This is a genomic window from Burkholderia sp. Ed8, assembly GCF_040761425.1.
Taxonomy (GTDB): Bacteria; Pseudomonadota; Gammaproteobacteria; order Burkholderiales; family Burkholderiaceae; genus Burkholderia; species Burkholderia seminalis.
This window is the reverse complement of sequence record NZ_CP142885.1, coordinates 2,924,192-2,942,401: the sequence shown is the minus strand read 5'-3', so window position 1 is coordinate 2,942,401 and position 18,210 is coordinate 2,924,192. Positions and strand designations below refer to the sequence as shown.

At 68.7% G+C, this 18,210-nt stretch carries 16 protein-coding genes and 1 pseudogene; 8 read left to right on the top strand and 9 right to left on the bottom strand.

All coding sequences use genetic code 11. The annotated features are described in order from the left end of the window. Positions 1–71 precede the first annotated feature (71 nt). Both VXM69_RS13375 and VXM69_RS13370 read right to left on the bottom strand, forming a co-directional pair. A complete protein-coding gene (locus tag VXM69_RS13375; protein ID WP_367188740.1) occupies positions 72–1,427 on the bottom strand; it encodes a DUF3999 domain-containing protein in 1,356 nt (451 codons plus the stop codon). Then, on the bottom strand, positions 1,424–4,804 hold the full coding sequence (locus VXM69_RS13370) for a DUF2339 domain-containing protein (RefSeq protein WP_367188739.1): 3,381 nt from the start codon (positions 4,802–4,804) through the stop codon (positions 1,424–1,426). The genes VXM69_RS13375 and VXM69_RS13370 overlap by 4 nt, the downstream gene beginning before the upstream one ends. A gap of 495 nt (positions 4,805–5,299) precedes the next feature. Between VXM69_RS13370 and VXM69_RS13365 the strand changes: the two are divergent. The 5 genes and pseudogenes from VXM69_RS13365 to VXM69_RS13345 all read left to right on the top strand — a co-directional run. Then, positions 5,300–6,591: pseudogene (locus VXM69_RS13365) on the top strand (glycine betaine/L-proline ABC transporter ATP-binding protein); the annotation flags it as partial. Further along, a complete protein-coding gene (gene choW / locus VXM69_RS13360; protein ID WP_034186004.1) occupies positions 6,584–7,480 on the top strand; it encodes a choline ABC transporter permease subunit in 897 nt (298 codons plus the stop codon). The pseudogene VXM69_RS13365 and the gene choW, both read left to right, overlap by 8 nt. A gap of 108 nt (positions 7,481–7,588) precedes the next feature. Further along, positions 7,589–8,587: a GlxA family transcriptional regulator gene (locus VXM69_RS13355; RefSeq protein ID WP_059556943.1), complete on the top strand. Its 999-nt coding sequence runs from the start codon at positions 7,589–7,591 to the stop codon at positions 8,585–8,587. A gap of 110 nt (positions 8,588–8,697) precedes the next feature. Then, positions 8,698–9,645: a choline ABC transporter substrate-binding protein gene (locus VXM69_RS13350; RefSeq protein WP_034186006.1), complete on the top strand. Its 948-nt coding sequence runs from the start codon at positions 8,698–8,700 to the stop codon at positions 9,643–9,645. A gap of 297 nt (positions 9,646–9,942) precedes the next feature. After that, positions 9,943–10,569, top strand: coding sequence for a trimeric intracellular cation channel family protein (locus VXM69_RS13345; protein WP_069705524.1), 627 nt, complete (start codon positions 9,943–9,945; stop codon positions 10,567–10,569). Positions 10,570–10,578: 9 nt separating this feature from the next. Here the strand turns inward: VXM69_RS13345 and VXM69_RS13340 are convergent, their stop codons facing one another. Beyond that, positions 10,579–11,004, bottom strand: coding sequence for a PACE efflux transporter (locus VXM69_RS13340; RefSeq protein WP_034186010.1), 426 nt, complete (start codon positions 11,002–11,004; stop codon positions 10,579–10,581). A 147-nt stretch (positions 11,005–11,151) separates the two neighbouring features. Between VXM69_RS13340 and VXM69_RS13335 the strand changes: the two genes are divergently transcribed. Then, the gene (locus VXM69_RS13335; RefSeq protein WP_034186011.1) at positions 11,152–12,096 is read left to right on the top strand and encodes a LysR substrate-binding domain-containing protein; all 945 of its coding nucleotides are present in this window, start codon (positions 11,152–11,154) and stop codon (positions 12,094–12,096) included. Here VXM69_RS13335 and VXM69_RS13330 read toward each other — a convergent pair. From VXM69_RS13330 to VXM69_RS13320, 3 genes are all read right to left on the bottom strand, one after another. After that, on the bottom strand, positions 12,083–13,213 hold the full coding sequence (locus VXM69_RS13330) for a WD40/YVTN/BNR-like repeat-containing protein (protein WP_367188738.1): 1,131 nt from the start codon (positions 13,211–13,213) through the stop codon (positions 12,083–12,085). The genes VXM69_RS13335 and VXM69_RS13330 overlap by 14 nt on opposite strands. Before the next feature lie 67 nt (positions 13,214–13,280). Continuing rightward, the gene (locus VXM69_RS13325) at positions 13,281–13,550 is read right to left on the bottom strand and encodes a MoaD/ThiS family protein (protein WP_034186013.1); all 270 of its coding nucleotides are present in this window, start codon (positions 13,548–13,550) and stop codon (positions 13,281–13,283) included. 120 nt (positions 13,551–13,670) lie between these two features. Beyond that, positions 13,671–14,360: an aspartyl/asparaginyl beta-hydroxylase domain-containing protein gene (locus VXM69_RS13320; RefSeq protein WP_034186014.1), complete on the bottom strand. Its 690-nt coding sequence runs from the start codon at positions 14,358–14,360 to the stop codon at positions 13,671–13,673. Positions 14,361–14,568: 208 nt separating this feature from the next. On the opposite strand from VXM69_RS13320, the gene VXM69_RS13315 reads away from it, so the two are divergent. Then, positions 14,569–14,913 carry a DUF4148 domain-containing protein gene (locus VXM69_RS13315; protein ID WP_367188737.1) on the top strand — a complete coding sequence of 115 codons (345 nt, stop codon included), beginning with the start codon at positions 14,569–14,571 and terminating at the stop codon, positions 14,911–14,913. 71 nt (positions 14,914–14,984) lie between these two features. Next, positions 14,985–15,260, top strand: a complete 276-nt coding sequence (locus VXM69_RS13310) for a DUF4148 domain-containing protein (RefSeq protein WP_059556975.1) — start codon at positions 14,985–14,987, stop codon at positions 15,258–15,260. Between the two features lie 180 nt (positions 15,261–15,440). Here the strand turns inward: VXM69_RS13310 and VXM69_RS13305 are convergent, their stop codons facing one another. From VXM69_RS13305 to VXM69_RS13295, 3 genes are all read right to left on the bottom strand, one after another. After that, positions 15,441–15,968: a cytochrome b gene (locus tag VXM69_RS13305; protein WP_367188736.1), complete on the bottom strand. Its 528-nt coding sequence runs from the start codon at positions 15,966–15,968 to the stop codon at positions 15,441–15,443. Between the two features lie 68 nt (positions 15,969–16,036). Beyond that, complete coding sequence (locus VXM69_RS13300) at positions 16,037–17,452, bottom strand: ATP-binding protein (RefSeq protein ID WP_367188735.1); 1,416 nt, start codon at positions 17,450–17,452, stop codon at positions 16,037–16,039. Continuing rightward, complete coding sequence (locus VXM69_RS13295; RefSeq protein WP_034186018.1) at positions 17,449–18,108, bottom strand: response regulator; 660 nt, start codon at positions 18,106–18,108, stop codon at positions 17,449–17,451. Before VXM69_RS13295 ends, VXM69_RS13300 begins: the two co-directional genes overlap by 4 nt. Positions 18,109–18,210: the final 102 nt, after the last annotated feature.

Here is an 18,210-nt window from a genome sequence, read left to right as displayed (position 1 = left end):
ACGCAGTTACGCGTTGCGAGCGTCGAAAGAAACGGGCGTGCCTAATAAACGCTGCATAAAGACGCGCGGCGTCACGCGTCGCGGCCGCGCGAGTCGCCGCCGCCTTTCGCGAGTCGCCACGCGATCGTGCCGAGCACGCCGACCGCGACGACCAGCGCGCCCCACAGCACGAAGCGGCGAGTCGCGTCGGTATCGGCGGGCGCCGGCGCGACCGCCGATACCGGCAGTGCCGCGCCGACCCGTGCGGGCCGCACTTCGGGCGCCATGCCGACCAGCAGCGCCTCGCGGCTCACCGCCGACGACACGAGCGACGCGTCGCCGACACCGAGCGTAAACGGCGGCGTGCCGCGCGCGACGAAGGTCAGCGCGGCCGGATGCCAGCCGATCGCGACGGCCGGCTGCCCGCCGCCGAACCCGCCGTTACGCATGTCGACGACGATGCGCCATGCACGGTCCGTATTCGCCGCGAACTCGAGCGGCGGATTGCGCTGCTCGCCGGCCTTGCCCTGCAGCCGGAACAGCACGGCGCCCGCGACGTCGCGCCACGGCGCCTGCGCGTCGGAGCGGCTCTGCAACGTCGCGCGCGCAACCGTATTCGGTTGCGGCAGGTCGATGCGCACGCGATCGACCGGATAGGCGCCATCGGTGTCGAACAGATACTCGCCGGCCGTACCGCCGGCACGCACGCGTACGGCCTCGCGCCACTGACGCGGCACGGATGCGGTGTCGGTTCCGCGAGCGTCACGCGGATGCGTCTCGACGTCGATCGACGCGATCGCGGGTGCGTCGTCGAGCCAGTCCAGCCGCAGGTAGCGGGGCGCCGCGCCTTCGAGTGCGATGCGCTCCTGCACCAGCATGTCGTCGCCGTGGCCGACTTTCAGCAGTTGCGTGCTGCCGAGCGACCACCAGCTGCGCAGGTCGTCGCTCGCTTCGATCGCGACACGTCCCTGGTAGCGGTCGTCGCCCACATGCACGAGCAGCGCGTCGATGGTGCCGTCCGTATGCGACAGGTCGACGAGATCGGCGCCATGTTTCGTGCGCGCCGGCGCGGTGCTTGCCGCGCGCAGCGCGCCGTCCGGGCCGACCGTCACGCCGAGCGGCGCGCCGCCGTTGTCGGTGCGGGCCGGCGGCAGCGGAAACCAGTGCACCGGCGTGCGCGTCGGTGGTACCGCGAGCGCGGCCGCGACGGGGGCGTCGAGCGAATACGGCACCGGTTCGCCCGCACCGTTGAAGATGCGCACGTCGCCGAGATCGTCGCGCCGGCTCGCCGCATACACGAGCTGCGGCACGGTGAGCTGGTAATACGCGGCGCTGCCGTCGAGGTCGAGCGCGAAGCGTTGTGTCACGCGTGCGACGTCCGGCATGCCGTCGGCCGCCGCGAACGACGCGAGCAGGCCCAGTCCGAGCAGGGCGGCGAGTCGCTTCATGGCTGCTCGTCCTGTTGTGTGGCGGCTTTCGGCGGCAGCGGCGAGAAATAGCCGATCAACAGCAGCAGCACGCCGATGCCGATGAACGACACGATGCGCTCGATGCCGGTCACGTGCGACAGGTCGAACAGGAACAGCTTGATGACCGTGAGCGCGAGCAGCGCGGCGCCGACGAACCACAGCGGACGCAGCCCGCGGCGCGTGGCCCAGATCGCGATCGCGAGCGCGCAGAGCGTCCAGTACACGGATACCGAGGCCTGCACGAGCGTCGATTCCGCCATCGCGCCGAATTCGTACGGCACGCCTGCCCAGTGATGCAGCGTGCGCAGCAGGATCGCGTTCAGCCACAGGAACGCGGTGGCGCCGGCCGCGCTCAGCAGCGCGACGCGATACTTGCCGAACGACCCGCCGAGCTTGCGCGCGCGGATGAACCACGACGCGGCGAGCGCATAGACGACTGCTAGCACGAGATCGAGCGGGTTGAAGAGCGGCACGCGCGCCCAGCTTCCGCCGTCCTGCGTGAAGTTCGCATAGAAGGTCCACATCCACATCACGACGATCAGCGGCAGCGACGCGAATGCGCAGATACGGGCGATGCCGTCGCGGCGCGTCAGCCACATCCCGGCGGACGCGAACAGGCTCCAGCCGACCATGAACACCTGCTGGATGCCGAACGACGACAGCACGGTGTCGAGGTCGTAACCGGTGTGGAAGCGGTGATGCAGCGTGCGCAGCATCAGCGCGTTGAACCACAGGAACACGGTCGCGATCGCCGCATAGTCGACCACGCGCGGATGCCACGCGATGCCGAGCGCTTTCAGGCGGCGCAGCCACGCGGCGAACGCGACGAAGACGAGACACTGCGCGATGTCGAGCGGATTGAGCAGCGGCAGCCAGAAGAGGGGGGCCGCGCTGCCGTCGCTGACCGTGCTCGCGATGCTCCATAACCACAGCAGCGCGGCGAGCGGCGCGGCGCCCCACACCTGGTACGCGCGCGGGAACGCCGCGACCGGCCAGCGCAGCCGCGCGCCGGGGCCCGACACGAGCAGGAGCAGCGCGCCGAAGCCGTATGCCCATGCGCTCCAGCTCCATGCGCCTTCGGGGACGAACGCGCGCAGGCGCCAGAAGCCTTCGAGCGACAGCAGCCCGCACAGGGTCCAGAACATCAGCGTATGCAGCGGCGCGACGATGCCGGCGGCAATCGATGGCACCGTGCCGCTCCCGGCATCGGCGCGAGCCGGGCCGCGCGCCTGCCGCCACAGCAATGCAAGCCCCGCGCCGACGGCAACGGGCCACGCGAATGCGCCGATACCCGACAGCGGGGCTTCATGCGCATCGAACGCGCGCAGCGCGAGCAGCGCCAGCACCGGCGTGAGCGCGAGCGCGGGCCATTCGGCGAACGGCCACGCGAGCTTGCGGCGCGCGACGTGCGCGAGCCACGCGGTGCCGGCCGCGAACAGCGCGGTCGTGTCGACGACGAAGCGGTCGGCATGCAGATCGACGTGGCGGCTTGCATGGACGAGGATCTCGTGCAGCCCGCCGCTGACCCACCACAGCAGCCCCCATGCAGCGGCCGCGACGCCGATTTCCGGCATCCACGCGTGCCACGCGCGCGCTTCGTCGCGCCCGTGCAGCCACCAGCCGGTGAACAGCCCGGCGAGCGCGATCAGCAGCATCGCGATGTACGGGCTGTTGAGCACCGGCAGCGCGGTGGCGTCGGCCGGCCCGAGCAGGCTCGTGAAGAACGCGCCGGCCGCGGCGATCTGCATCAACAACCCGAAGCCGAACGGCAGCAGACGCTTCTGGCGCACGCCGAGCCACACGATGGCCGCGCCTTCGATCGCCCACGCGGCGCTCGTTGTCGGCCCCGAAAACGCGAGCGGCACGGCCAGCGTCGCGAAGATCACCGCGAGCGCGAGCATCGATTCGAACAGCAGCCCGAGGCGGTCGCGGCGCCGCGCGAGCCAGGCCGCGACCGCAACGTAGAACGCCGACAGCGCGACCGCGCTCCATGCGAGCCCGAACGGCATGCCTTTCACGAGCGACGCCTGCAGCGCGGTCGCGACGATCGGCGTGCCGAACACGAGCGTGCCGTCCACGTAGTGCCGCAACGCGATTTCGCGTTTCAGCGCATACAGCAGCGCGATGCCGACATACATCAGGAAGAACAGGATCAGGAACGGTTCGGTGCTCGCGAACAGCGCGGGACGGTAGGCCGTCACGCCCCAGGCCGAGCCGATCGTGAACGTGAAGACGAAGCCGAGCAGGTTCAGCGGACGCCATGCCTTGAACCACGCGATCGCGAAGATGCCCGCGTTCAGCAGCGCGTAGTAGCTGAACAGCGCGACGTGGTTGCCCTGGCCCGTCGACAGCAGCACCGGTGCGAGGAAGCCGCCCGCGCTGCCCATGAACGCGAGCGGCAGCGCGTTCTGCCGCACCGCGAGGAACGCGCTCAGCGCGCAGACCGCGACCATCAGCGGAAACGCGGCGCCGACCGGAAGCAGCGCGTAAAGCTTGGTCGCGGCGAAGATCGTCAGGTACAGGATGCCGATGCCGCCGCCTTGCAGCACGAGGCCGTACGCGGCGCGGCGTGCGCGCACGCGCCAGCCGATCGCGAGCAACGCGGCCGCGGCGAGCGCGGTGCCCGCGAGGCGGAATTCGATCGGCAGCATGTTGTTGTCGGCCGCGTACTTGAGCAGGAACGCGACGCCGAAGAACAGCACGATGATGCCGACGCGCACGACCGTGTTGCCGCCGAGCAGCCAGTCGCGCGCGGCGCCGAATGCGCGGTCGACGAGGCCGGGTTCGCGCGGCGCGGGCGGGGCAGGGCGGGCGGGTGCGGCGGCGGGACTTGCCGTCGGGCCGACGGGAGCCGACGCGGGTACGGCCGGACGCGCCGCGGTGGCCGGCGCGGGCGTCGCGGCAGGCGCCGGGATCGAGGCGGCGGCCGATGTGTCTGCTCGTGCGGCGGCAGGTTGTGCGGACTGTACCGGCGGTGGCGGGACGGGCGTCCACGGCGGCGCGGTTGCCGCACCGGCCGGCACCGTTTGCGCGACGCTTCCGGCGGTCGCCGCACCGGCCTTCGCGCCGGCCAGTTGGGCGCGCAGCGAGTCGAGTTCGCGCGTGAGCGTGTCGACGGTCGCCTCGAGGCGCGCGACGCGATCGGCGAGCGGCAAGGGCGCGGAGGGCGATGTCGCGGACAGCGCGAACGCATCCCGAGCGGCGGGCGTGTTCCTGGGATGGCGTTGCTGAAGTGCGCGACCGATGGCGAACCCGGCGGCGGCTCCGAGCAGCGCACCGCTCGCGGCCGAGAAATCCCCGATCAAGGCGGCGATGCCGCCCACGACGAAACCGATTACGGCGAATGCCCAGTTCAACGCCTTGCTCCCTCTCGCTATCGTTATCGTCCTTCGATCGCGGATCGCACCGGATCGAGGCGGTTTCAGCACGGCCGGCAGGCGAACCGGCAGGCGCGTGCCGCGTGGGTGGCCTCTCGTGCGAAAGGCCCGCGGCGACGTCGCGCTCAACGTGCTTGCGGGGAATGTAACACAGCGGACCGTCGCGGATTTCCGGGGTGGGCGCGGTATCGCGGCGTGCGCCGTCCGGTGTCGTCGCGCGGCTTTTTGCACGGTCGTGCTTTTTACCGGTGAATGCGATGGGTGTTTTCGTCTGAACAGAGCGCCGCCGGATCGGACGCGGATTTGTCGCAAAGCGACGCGCGGCCGAGGCGCGTTGGCGCAAAAACTCATGCGATGCGTGCCGCGCTGCTGCGCACAAGTCCGGCGGGGGATGCCCGTCGTTGCTGGGTGTGCGCGTATTGCACCGCCGCAATCGGGTGCCGCCGCGCGGCGCGGCCCGCCAGGCGGGGCTGGAGGGTGTGTCGTATTTGCGCAAGCGTTTGTCGTAATTCGTCGGCAGGTCGGGGTTTTTTCTGGCAACTATGTAGGCACGCTATGACAAGCGCGAGTCCCCGCTACACGAGGAGAAGGTTTCGATGGATGCCCCCAAGGTCGTGGTCGAAGGTCTGTGCAAGGTGTTTGGAAGCAACCCGCAGCAGGCGCTCGACATGCTCGCCGCCGGCGCGACGAAAGACGATGTGCTCAAGCGCACCGGTCAGGTCGTCGGCGTGCACAACGTCTCCTTCGATGTGCAGGAAGGCGAAATTTTTGTGCTGATGGGCCTGTCCGGCTCCGGCAAGTCCACGTTGATTCGCCTCGTGAACCGGCTGGTCGATCCAAGCGCCGGCAAGGTGATGATCGACGGGCTCGACGTCGCATCGGCGCGCCGCTCGGCGCTGACCGCGCTGCGCCGCAAGGACATGAGCATGGTGTTCCAGTCGTTCGCGCTGATGCCGCATCGCACCGTGGTGTCGAATGCCGCATTCGGCCTGGAGGTCGCCGGCGTCGGCAAGAAGGAGCGTGAGCGCCGGGCGATGGAAGTGCTCGAGCAGGTCGGCCTCGCGCCGTTCTCGCACAAGCTGCCGTCCGAGCTGTCGGGCGGGATGCAGCAGCGCGTCGGCCTGGCCCGCGCGCTGGCCGTGAACCCGTCGCTGATGATCATGGACGAGGCGTTCTCCGCGCTCGATCCGCTCAAGCGCCGCGAAATGCAGGACGTGTTGCTGCAACTGCAGAAGGAACAGCGCCGCACGATCATGTTCGTGTCGCACGATCTGGAGGAAGCGCTGCGCATCGGCAACCGCATCGCGATCATGGAAGGCGGCCGGCTCGTGCAGGTCGGCACGCCGCAGGACATCATCGCGAACCCGGCCGACGATTACGTCCGCGCGTTCTTCGACGGCATCGACACGAGCCGCTACCTGACGGCCGGCGATCTGATGCAGACGGGCGCCGTGCCGATCGTGTCGAAGTGCGATGCCGCGAACGTCGCGGCGACGCTGAACGGCAGTGCCGACTATGCGTTCGTGCTCGACGCCCAGCGCAAGATCCGCGGCTTCGTCACGCGCGAAGCGATCGGCCAGGACACGCCGTCGGTGCGGCCGATCGAAAGCATCCGGCACGACGCGTCGCTCGAACATGTCGTCGCACGTGTGGTCGCGAGCCCGAATGCGCTGCCCGTCGTGGACGACGACGGCTGCTACTGCGGCTCGGTCGATCGTGCGCTCATCCTGAAAGCCATCACGCGTTCGCGAGGTTCCCATGTCTGAAATGATTCCGCTCGGTACCTGGGTCGACCAGTCCGTTCACTACCTGCTCGACCACGACGCGAAGACGTTCGACGCGATCGGTCAAGCGATCGAGGGGCTCGCCGCATTCGTCGAGCATGGCCTGCAGGCGATCCCGATGTGGCTGATGATGGCGATCTTCATCGGCGTCGGACTGTGGCGGGTGGGCTGGCGCTTCGCGCTGTTCACCACCGCGTCGCTGCTGCTGATCTTTGCCACCGGCTTCTGGGATCAGACCATCATCACGCTCGGCCTCACGCTGTCGTCGACGATCATCAGCCTCGTGCTCGGCATCCCGCTCGGCATCTGGGCCGCGAAGAGCAAGTGGGTCGCCGCGATCGTGCGCCCGATCCTCGACCTGATGCAGACGATGCCGGCCTTCGTCTACCTGATTCCGGCCGCGATGCTGTTCGGTCTCGGCCGCGTGCCGGGGATCCTGTCGACGGTGATCTTCGCGATGCCGCCGGCGGTGCGCCTGACGAGCCTTGGTATCCGCCACGTGAACCGCGAGATCGTCGAAGCCGGCCAGGCCTTCGGTTGCACGCCCTGGCAGCTGCTGTACAAGGTGCAGTTCCCGAACGCGCTGCCGTCGATCATGCAGGGCGTGAACCAGACGATCATGATGGCGCTGTCGATGGTGATCATTGCGTCGATGGTCGGCGCGGGCGGTCTCGGCAACGACGTGCTCGCGAGTATCCAGCGCCTCGACATCGGCCTCGGTTTCGAAAGCGGTCTGTCGGTCGTGCTGCTCGCGATCATTCTCGACCGCATCACCGAAAGCTTCGGCCGTGCGCCGGGCACGGTGAAGGCGCCGCTGTTCGCCGGTCTCAAGCAGCTCTTTCGCGTGAAGACCGCGCCCGCACAGGCCTGATCTCCGGCGGCCGGTACACCCGCCGGCCGCTTACCCTGAACAGATGACGGCTTCCGCGGCCCGAGCCGCGGGGCTGGCCCCCTGCAACCTCCTCGCCAGGAGACCGATGTGACGTCTGCCGTCGCTGTGGCGCCCGCCGCCTGCGTTTCACCGGTTTCGTCCCTCGCCCATTTCGGCTTCCTGACGCTGCCGAACTTCTCGATGATCGCGTTCTCGAGCGCGGTCGAGGTGCTTCGGATGGCGAACTACGTCGGGCGTGCCGACCATTACCAGTGGTCGATCTACTCGCTCGACGGCGCGCCCGCGCATGCCAGCAACGGCATCGCGGTGCGGCCCACGCAGGCGCTCGACTACGAGAACCTGCCCGACGTGATGATCGTGTGCGGCGGCATCCGCATCCGCGACGTGGTCGACGAGGGCGCGCGCGATACGCTCGCGGCGCTTGCCGAGCGCGGGCTGCCGCTCGGCGGCATCTGCACGGGCGCGTACGCACTGATGTCGAGCGGGCTGCTCGACGGCTATCGCTGCACCGTGCACTGGGAGAACCTGTCCGCGCTGCATTCGGAGTTTCCGCAGGTCGGTTTCGCCGACGAGCTGTTCGTCGTCGACCGCGACCGGCTGACCTGCACGGGCGGCACCGCGCCGCTCGACCTGATGCTGAACCTCGTCGGCATGCGCTTCGGCCAGCAGTTGGCCGCGCAGGTGTCCGAGCAGTTCATCCTGGAGCGCATCCGCAGTTCGACCGACACGCAGCCGATTCCGGTCGATGCGCGCGTCGGCTTCTCGCGCGCGGAGCTGATCGAGGTCGTGCGGCTGATGGAGGCGAACATCGAGGAGCCGCTGTCGCTCGAGGAACTCGCGCGGCTCGTGCGGCTGTCGCAGCGGCACCTGCAGCGGATGTTCAAGGTGTACCTGAACGTGTCGCCGACCCACTATTACCTGACGCTGCGCCTGAAGCGCGCGCGTGACCTGTTGCGCACGACCGACGCGTCGATCGCGCGCGTGACGATGGTCTGCGGCTTTCATTCGCCGTGTCATTTCAGCAAGGCCTACCGTGCGCAGTTCGGCCATGCGCCGAGCTACGAGAGACGGTTGCCGGGGCGCTGAACGGCGCCGCCACGCAACATTCGGTCCGCGACGTCGCCGGGATCGCGGCGCGCGGCTTCAATAAACGATCCCGCATTCAAGCAAACGACATCACTTTGAGGAGAAGCAAGATGAAGCGCCTATTGATCGCAGCGGTGTGCGGAATCGGGGTAACCGCGCCGATGTCGGCCGTTTATGCGGCCGATCCGCCCGTATGCAAGAACGTGCGCTTCGCGGATGTCGGCTGGTCCGACATCGCGGCGACCACGGGCCTCGCGTCGACGATGCTGCAGGGCCTCGGCTACAACCCGACGAAGACGATCGCCTCGGTGCCGATCACGTTCGCCGGGATCAAGAGCAAGCAGATCGACGTGTTCCTCGGCTACTGGTCGCCGACGATGGACCCGATCATCCAGCCGTTCACGAAGGCCGGCACGATCAAGGTGCTGTCGACGCCGAACCTGACCGGCGCGAAATACACGCTCGCGGTGCCCGACTACGTGTACCAGGGCGGCCTGAAGTCGTTCGCGGACATCCAGAAGTACGCGGACAAGCTCAACGGCAAGATCTACGGGATCGAGCCGGGCAACGACGGCAACCTGCTGATCAAGAAGATGATCGACGGCAACAAGTTCGGCCTCGGCAAGTTCAAGATGGTCGAGTCGAGCGAGGCCGGGATGCTGGTCGAGGTGAATCGTGCGATCCGCGACAAGCAGTGGATCGTGTTCCTCGGCTGGGAACCGCATCCGATGAACGTGCAGATGAAGATCGACTACCTGAGCGGCGGAGACGACGTGTTCGGCCCGAACTACGGCGAAGCGAAGGTGCTGACGGCCACGCCGCCCGACTATGCGCAGCGCTGCCCGAACGTCGCGAAGTTCGTGTCGAACCTCCAGTTCACGACGACGATCGAGAACCACGTGATGTTGCCGATCATGAACAAGGAAGACCCGAACAAGGCGGCCGCCGAGTACCTGAAGGCGAACCCGCAGGCGCTCGACAAGTGGCTCGCCGGCGTGACGACGCTCGACGGCAAGCCGGGTCTGCCGGCGGTGAAGGCGTATCTCGGCGTGCATTGACGCTGACGCGCCAGACTCGCGGCTTCGGCCGGAGACCTGACGCGCTTTCCGGGCCGGCGGAAGCAGGACGCCCATCCTGCTTCCGCCGGCTTTTTTGCATTCCACTGCACGGTCGGGCCGCCGGTGAACGGACGATGCGCTAGACTGCTCGATCCCGATCGAGGAGACGGCCATGATCCGCAGTGCGCATGAGGTATCCGGATGGCGGCAGGAAGCCCGCAGGCGGCCGAACGGCGCGTCGGCAGGTTTCGACGCAGGGTGCAGCCGGACGATGCCGCACCGCGGCCAGGCACTCGCATGAAGCGCATCGAGCACATCGTGCTCGCCGCCGACCTCGCGGGCACGGCGGTGTTTGCGATCGAGGGCGCCAATGCGGCGATCGGCGCGGGACTCGACCTGTTCGGCGTGATGGTGCTGTCGCTCGTCGTCGCGCTCGGCGGCGGCGTGATCCGCGACCTGCTGATCGGCGCACGGCCGCCCAGCGCCGTCAGCGACTGGCGTTATCCGGCCCTCGCGTTCGCGTCCGGGCTGGTCGCGTTCGTCTTTCATGCGCGGGTCGCCGCGTTCTCGCCGTCGCTGCTCACGACGCTCGATGCGGCCGGCCTGGCGTTGTTCGCGGTCGCGGGCGCGGTGAAGGCGCTCGAATTCCGCGTCCATCCGTTCATCGCGACGCTGATGGGCGCCGTGACCGGATGCGGGGGCGGTGTCGTACGCGATGTGCTGCTCGCGCGGATACCGGTCGTACTGGTTACGGATATCTATGCGAGCGCGGCACTGCTCGGCGCGGTCGTCGTCGTGTCGTGCAGGCGACTCGGGTGTCCGCCCGTCGTGGCGGCCGTGCTCGGCGGCCTTGGCTGTTTCGCGCTGCGGATGGCGGCGGTGCGCTTCGGCTGGCAACTGCCGAAAATCGCGGCCGGTGCGTAAGCGTCCGGCTCACGACGTCTTCGTCGCCGCCGGCACGTCGAACACGCGATCGAACGCCCACTGGAACACGAACGCGTAGCAGAAGAAGAACGCGAACAACCCGATATCGACGACGAACGCGTCGAACCACGAGATGTCGAGCCACCACGACACGACCGGCACGAGCATGAAGATGAGCCCGCCTTCGAATCCGGTCGCATGCAGGAGCCGCCGCCCGAGCGTACGCGACGGCTGTCGGCGCGACGCTTCCCAGCGCTCGAACAGCGCATTGAAGATCATGTTCCACAGCAGCGCGATCGCCGACATCGTCGCCGACAGCGCGCCGGAATAGACGAGGTCCTGCCTGAAGATCGCCGCGATCGCGGGCGAGATGCAGGAGATGGCGATCGCTTCGTAGAGCACCGCCTGCGTGATTCTGCGCGGTAGGCCTTGCACGGTGTTTCTCCGGTTGGACGGTAATCGTCGGGGCGGTGTGCCGCGACGTCCCGCAAGGCTAGCCGCGTTGCACACCCGCTTCAATTCACCTAATCTCACCCGGATTGAATCGAATTCAACCCGGCCGTATCCGGCCCGCGAGGCCCCGTGTTCTCGAAAATCCCCCTGACCGCATTGCGTGTATTCGAGTCGTCGGCGCGGCTCGGCACGTTCAAGGCCGCCGCGGACGAACTGTCCGTGACGCCGGCCGCCGTGTCGCATCAGATCAAGTCGCTCGAAAGCCGGCTCGGCGTGCTGCTATTCGAGCGCGGCGCGAGCGGCGTACGGCTGACGGAGGAAGGCGCGCAACTGTTTCGCGCGAGCCACGATGCGTTGCTCGCGCTCAGCCGCGGGCTGGATGCGTTGCGGCCCGATACCGCCGGCGAGCGCCCGCTCGTGCTGACCACCACGCCCGCCTTCGCGGCGATGTGGCTGATCCCGCGTCTCGGCGCGTTTCGCCGCATCGATCCGCAGCTGCACATCAAGGTCGAGACTGGCAACACGCTCGTCGATCTCGAACGCGAGGCGCGGATCGATCTGGCGATTCGCGCGACGTCGCGCACGTTTCCCGCGCTGCACGAGATCGCGTTGATCGACGAGTATTTCGGCGCGTTTGCGGCCACCGGCTTCGATGCGCATCGCACCGACGAGCCGCTCGACTTGATCGAGACCGTGTGGGATACCCCGCTGCCCGTGTCGGTCGACTGGGCGTCGTGGTGTCGCGCGGCCGGCCGCGAAACGTGGCTCGAACGCGCGGTGTTTCGCCATTACGACGACGAGCATTACGCGTTGCAGGCCGTGCTGCACGGGCAGGGTGTCGCGTTGTTGAGTTCGGTGCTGGCCGCCGAGCACGTCGAGCGCGGTGCGCTGATGCCGATCGAGCCTTCGGTGCGGCTCGACGGCGCGCGTTTCGTCGCACTGTGCCGCCCCGGGCGCGAGCGCGAGCCGCAGATCGCGCGGTTTCTCGACTGGCTCGACGCGGAAATCGCGCAGACGCGCGCGGCGGTCGCGCGGATGGCGCCCGGCGACCGTCGCGTCGTTACCCGAAGCTGACGCAATAGACCGGCGGCAAATGCGCGGATACCTGGCGCCAGTGGTCGCCGCCGTCGGCGGAGGTCCATAACCCGCCGGTCGTCGACGCCATCGCGAGGCGCATGCCGGTATCGTCCACCGCGAGCCCGTGCCGGTACACGAGGTCGTAGGCCGGCGCGGCCGGCAATCCGTTCGACAGGCTTTCGAAACTTTGCCCGCCGTCGCGCGTGCGCGTGACGACGAGCCGGCCGTTCACCGGAATGCGGCACGCATCCTTCACGGCCGGCACGAACCACGCGGTGTCCGGTTCGCGCGGATGCACGGCCACCGCGAAGCCGAAGCTCGACGGTTGCGCGTCGATTCGCCGCCAGTGCTCGGCGCCGTCGGTCGAGCGGAAGATCGCGCAGTGGTGCTGTGTCCACAGCACGTCCGGATCGGCCGCGCATTGCACGACGCGGTGCGGATCCTGCGCGTTCGGCTCGCCGCGCCGCTCGGGCGGCATGTAGTCGGCTTCCATGCCTTGCGCGGTCACGCGCCACGTCGCGCCGCCGTCCGCGGTCTGCCAGACGCCGCCGCACGAGATGCCGACCGTCACGTGCCGGCTGTCGCGCGGATCGACCATCACCGAGTGGATGCCCGGCGCATCGTACCCGCCGCCGCCCCATTCGGCGCACTCGGGGCGATCCCACAGCGCGCGGTTGAGTACCCACGAATCGCCGTGGTCGTCGGAGCGGAACAGCCCGCCGGGAATCGTGCCGGCCCACAGCACGCCCGGCTCGTCCGCGCCGCCGGCTTCGAGCGACCAGATCTGCTGAAGCGTCCACGGCGGCTGCGGCGTGCCGGACGGCTCGTCGTCCGCGTCGCCGGTGCCGGTGGGCACGGCGTCGGCCGGTCGCGGCGGGTAGACGGGGACCGCGCATTCTTCCCAGTCGGCGGCGCCGGCGCGCAGCCGATGCAGCTTCACGCCGAAGTGGCCGAGGTTGAGCGCCGCATACAGCGTGCCGTCGCGCGGGTCGGCGAGCACCATGCTGACGGGTTCGCCGATGAAGTGCGGTTCGCCGGGCGTCCAGCCGCCGCCCCCGTCGGGATGCAGGATGAACAGGCCCTTGCGGGTGGCGACGAGCAGTCGATCGTTCATGTGCGATGTCTCCTGAGCGGGCGGCCCGGCGTTCGGGCGCCGGGTCCGGTTCGATGCATCCGTCCCTTTATCCGCCCGTCAGCGCCTGGACGACATACACGCGGCTGGCGTCGTCGAGCGCATCGGACAGGCGCTGCCGGTCGCGTATCGGCTGGCCGTCGATGAACACCGACAGATGCTTTCGCAGCGCGCCCTGGTCGTCGAGGATGTAGCCGCGCAGCCGCGGCTGCTCGCTGAAAACGGTGTCGAACGCTTCGCCGACCGTGCGCGCGTCGAGGTCGCGTTCGGGCGTTTCGATATGCCGCTGGATCGACGCGGCGAAGAAGAGGTGCGCCATGGCGGTGGCTGTCAGGAGCCGTGCGGAAGGGACGGTCTGTAGTGTAGGCGATCCGCAGGAAGCCGAAAGTCGGGGGAGGGGGCGCTGCGCCGGCATGCGCGCGCCGCTTGCGCGCTGGAACTAGACCGGAATCGACCGCCCGCGGATCCGGATCCCGAGCCGCACGACGCCGATCACCGCATTCGACAGCCACGTGAGCAGGCGCGGCATGCCGCGCCGGCGGATGTCGAGCAGCAGCACGATGCGCACTGCCTCGCTGTCGTTCCACACCTCGTGCGTGAACGTGTCGTCCCACAGCAGGAAGCGGCCTTCGTCGAGCCGGTATTCGCGACCGTCGACCTTCAGCACCGCGGCCGGCGAGCCGTCCGCGCGCTTCGGCATCGACAGCACGAGATAGCCGCGCAGGATGCCGCGAAACGGCCCGCGATGCGGCGGGATGTGCTTGCCGGGCGCGAGGAACGACAGTGACGCCGACAGCACGTCCGGCGAGGCCGCGACGATCGATGCGATGGTCGGGCAGCGCGCCAGGTTGCGCGGGAATCGCTGGCCGTACGCCTGCATGATGAACATCCGCCAGTCGCGTGCATCGTTGGCCGAGATGTCGTACTGCTCGCGCATGATTTCGTGAAAGCGCGGGATGCGCGGCATGTCGCGCGCGACGGCGAGCGCTTCGGCCCGGATCGCGGGCCATGCGCGCACGAAACGTTCGGCGTCCGGGAACGTGGCCGTGTCGAGCACCGCGCCGCCATCGAGATGGCGGTCGTACAGGGTGCGCAGCAGGCCGGCTGCATAGTCGTAAGCGACGGACATGGTCGATCGGGGTGCGATCCGCAGAAGGTGACGTCAGTCTGCCCGATCCGCAACGGGCGCTGCGTTACGTCAGGTTACGCCGGCTGACGAATGAATGACAGTTTGACGGACGCCCGTCGCGCGGATCGACCGGCAGGGAATAAACGCAGCCCGGCCGTCGTCATACGGGTGTAGCACGTCGTCTCGTTGACTTCTGAAGGAGTGAAACATGAATACGCATTGGCTGGTGGCCGCCACGGTGGTGGCGATGTCCGTCGCGGGTGTCGCGACGCAAGCGTCGGCACAGGCGCTGACGCGCGCGCAGGTCACGCAACAACTGATCGACGCGGAACACAACGGGTTGCGCTTCGTGACCGATACGTCGTATCCGGACGTGAGCCCGCTGTTCCGGCAACAGGCCGAACGGATGCCGCAGCGCCAGGCGAGCACCGCGATCGGCGGCGATCCGGCCGTGTCGTCCGAAGCCGGCAGGCCGGCGACGATGCTGTCGCATCCGCGCGCGGCCGCATGCGTCGGCCCCGCGAGCTTCTGCACGATCTATTTCGGCAGCTGACTGACCGGCCTGCCTCCGCAGGTCACGCATTCCCCGCGGTTGATCGATACGCAACATCGAAGGAGTTCATGATGAGAACATATATCGCACTACTGACAATAATCGGCTCGATCGTCGGTCAGTCGGCATTCGCGCAAGCGGCCGCGCCGCTGACGCGCGCGCAGGTTCGCGACGAACTGATGCGTCTGGAAGCGGCCGGGTACGACCCGGCGAAGGGCGACGACGGCGAGTATCCGGCGGACATCCAGGCCGCGGAGGCGAAGCTCGCCGAGCAGGATCGCGCGCGAATGGCGGCGTCCGCCGCGCATGCGCCGGCTGCCGGCATGCCGGTGCAAACCAGCAACTAGGTGCCGACGTGATCGTGTGTGAGGTCCGGCCGTCGTGTTCACGGGGCGGCAAGCCGCATGCCCTTCTGCGCGCCACGCGACGTGGCCGAAGGGCGCCGGTTGTCGTGCCGCTGATTGCACGCCGCTTCGCGCGGCGTCGCGATCAGCGGGTCGACCGGCTCCGATGAGCCGGCAGGTCGATCACCAGGGCATCATGCGCTGCACGACCTGGTCGCGCAGCACGAAGCGGTGCAACAGCGCGGCCGCCACGTGCAGGCAGATGCCGGCGAACAATACCCACGCGAGGACGCCGTGCACGTCGCCCATCGCGTGCCCGAATCCGGAGCCGGCCGCCGACAGCGCCGGCAACGGAATGACGTCGACCAGCGTCACGGCCCACGCGCGCGACGACGCGTTGATCCAGCCGAGCAGCGGCACCGCGATCAGCAGCGCGTAGAGCGCGCCATGCGTGGCGCCCGACAGCACGCGCATCGCGGGCGACAGGTCGCTGGCAGGCGGTCGATGCGTCGCGCGCCACAGCACGCGGCATGCCATCGCCGCGAGCAGTGCCGTGCCGACGATCAGGTGCGCGGCGATCAGGCCGACCGGTTGCGTGTCGCGATGCACGTCGGGCATCGTCCAGCCGATCGCGTATTGCGCGACGATCAGCGCCACGATCAGCCAGTGAAGAAAACGGGCGACGGCGTCATAACGGGCGGGTGCGGACATGGAGACTCCGGACGGATGAAAGGGACACGGTTTCGGGGGGATTTTACGGTCGAATCCTTAACGAAACGTTAAGCACGCGGCGTCGATCCGCCCGCATCCGCCGACGGCAGCGCGATCGCCACGCCGAGGCCCTGCCCGCCGATGCCGGACTCGAACTGCACGGTGCCGCCGAAATACTGCGCGATGCGGGTGACGATCGACAGCCCGAGCCCGCTGCCGGGCGACTGCGCACCGCTGCCGCGATAGAAACGGTCGCCAAGCCGTTCGTGCTCGCCGGGCGCGACACCGGGCCCGTCGTCGCGCACGACGATGCGTTGCCATGCGCCGTCGTCGTACACGCCGATGTCGATGCGCCCGCCACGGCGGCCGTACTTGACGGCGTTGTCGACGAGATTGTCGAGCAGGATGCCGATCAGGATCGGATCGGCACCGATTGCGCGCGTGGAGAGGCCGCCGGCCGCGATGGCGATGTCCTTGTCGGCGGCCTTCGCCAGATGGCGGTCGATGGCGGCGTCGACGAGTTCGCGCACGACGACCGCGCGCGTCGGAATGCGTTCATACTCGTCGAGCCGGGCGAGCAGCAGCAACTGCTCGGCGAGCCGCGCGCTGCGGTCGACGCCTTGCACGACGCGCTGCATCGCCAGCTGCTTGTGCGCCGGATCGTCGGTCGCGATCGCCACCTGCGCCTGCACCTTGATCGCGGCGAGCGGCGTCTTCAGTTCGTGCGCGGCGTCGGACGTGAACGCGCGCTCGCGCACGATCGATTGCCGCAGCCTCGCCATCAGGCGGTCGATCGCGTCGACCAGCGTGCGCACTTCGTCCGGCACGGTCGCGATGCCGAGCGGTTCGAGCGAGCGCGCATCGCGCGCGCCGATCAGCGCGGACAGGGTCTTCAACGGCGCGAGGCTGCGGGCGATCGTGACCCAGAGCAGCAGCGCGAGCACCGGCAACGCGACGATCAACGGCAGGACGATGCCGCGCGCGATGCCGGTCGCCAGGTCGCTGCGCGTATTGACGGTCTCCATCACGCGCACGCGGCGCCCCGACGTGCTGTCGCGCAGTGCGTACGTGCGCCACGGCGTATCGCCGATGACGATCGTCCGCGGCGCACCGAGCGGGTCGCGCGCATCGGGCAACGCTGCCGCGGTCGCGGGCAGGCTCGACGCAACGACGTTGCCTTGCGCGTCGCGCACATCGAACAGCACGTCGCGCGGCAAGCGATCGCCGTCGTTGGCGGCGCCGTGCGCCGACGCGCCGAACGCGAGTTCGACCCGTGCGTCGGGCGGCACGCGGGCGAGGCGGTCGAGGTCGGCCGGCGCGAGATTGACCAGCAGCGACGCGTATTCGGCGAGACGGGCGTCTTCCCATTCGCCGATCTCGCGCGTCGCGTAGTGGATGCTGTCGAACACGGCGACGAGCCAGACGACGGTCACGCAGCCGATCGCCATCAGCGACACGCGGCGTCGTATCGAGCGCGCGATCATCGGAGGTCGACGACGTAGCCGATGCCGCGGACGGTGCGGATCAGTTCCGCGCCGAGCTTCTTGCGCAGGTTCGAAACATGAACCTCGATCGCATTGCTTTCGATGCCTTCCTGCCAGCCGTACAGGCTGTCCTCGAGGTGCGCGCGCGACTGCGGAACGCCCGGGTGACTGACGAGCTGAACGAGGATCGCCCACTCGCGCGACGTGAGCGCGATGCGCGCCGCATCGCGCGTCACCGTATGCGCGGTCAGGTCGATCGTGATGTCGCGCCACACGATTTCATCGCCGGCCCGGCCCTGCGAGCGTCGCACGAGCGCGCGGCAGCGGGCGAGCACTTCGGACAGCTCGAACGGCTTCGCGAGATAGTCGTCCGCGCCGTCGTCGAGGCCGCGCACGCGGTCGGCCACGGTGCCGCGCGCGGTCAGCACCAGCACGGGGACCGTCTCGCCCGCCTCGCGCAGCGCGCGCAGCAGTTCCGTTCCCGATTTGCCGGGCAGGCCGAGATCGAGCACGACGAGCGCGAAGCGCGTCGTCGCGAGTGCGGTGGCGGCGGCATGACCGTCGCGCAACCAGTCGACGTGATAGCCGGCCTGGCTGAGGCTGATCTCGAGGCCGCTGCCGATCAGGTCGTCGTCTTCAACAAGGAGGAGTCGCATGGTCGATTCGTGTACGGACATGCGCGATTGTACGAGCCTGACCACGCGCGCCGTGCAATGGAATGTAATCGGACCCCGTGCGAATGTCGCGCGATTCTGAAG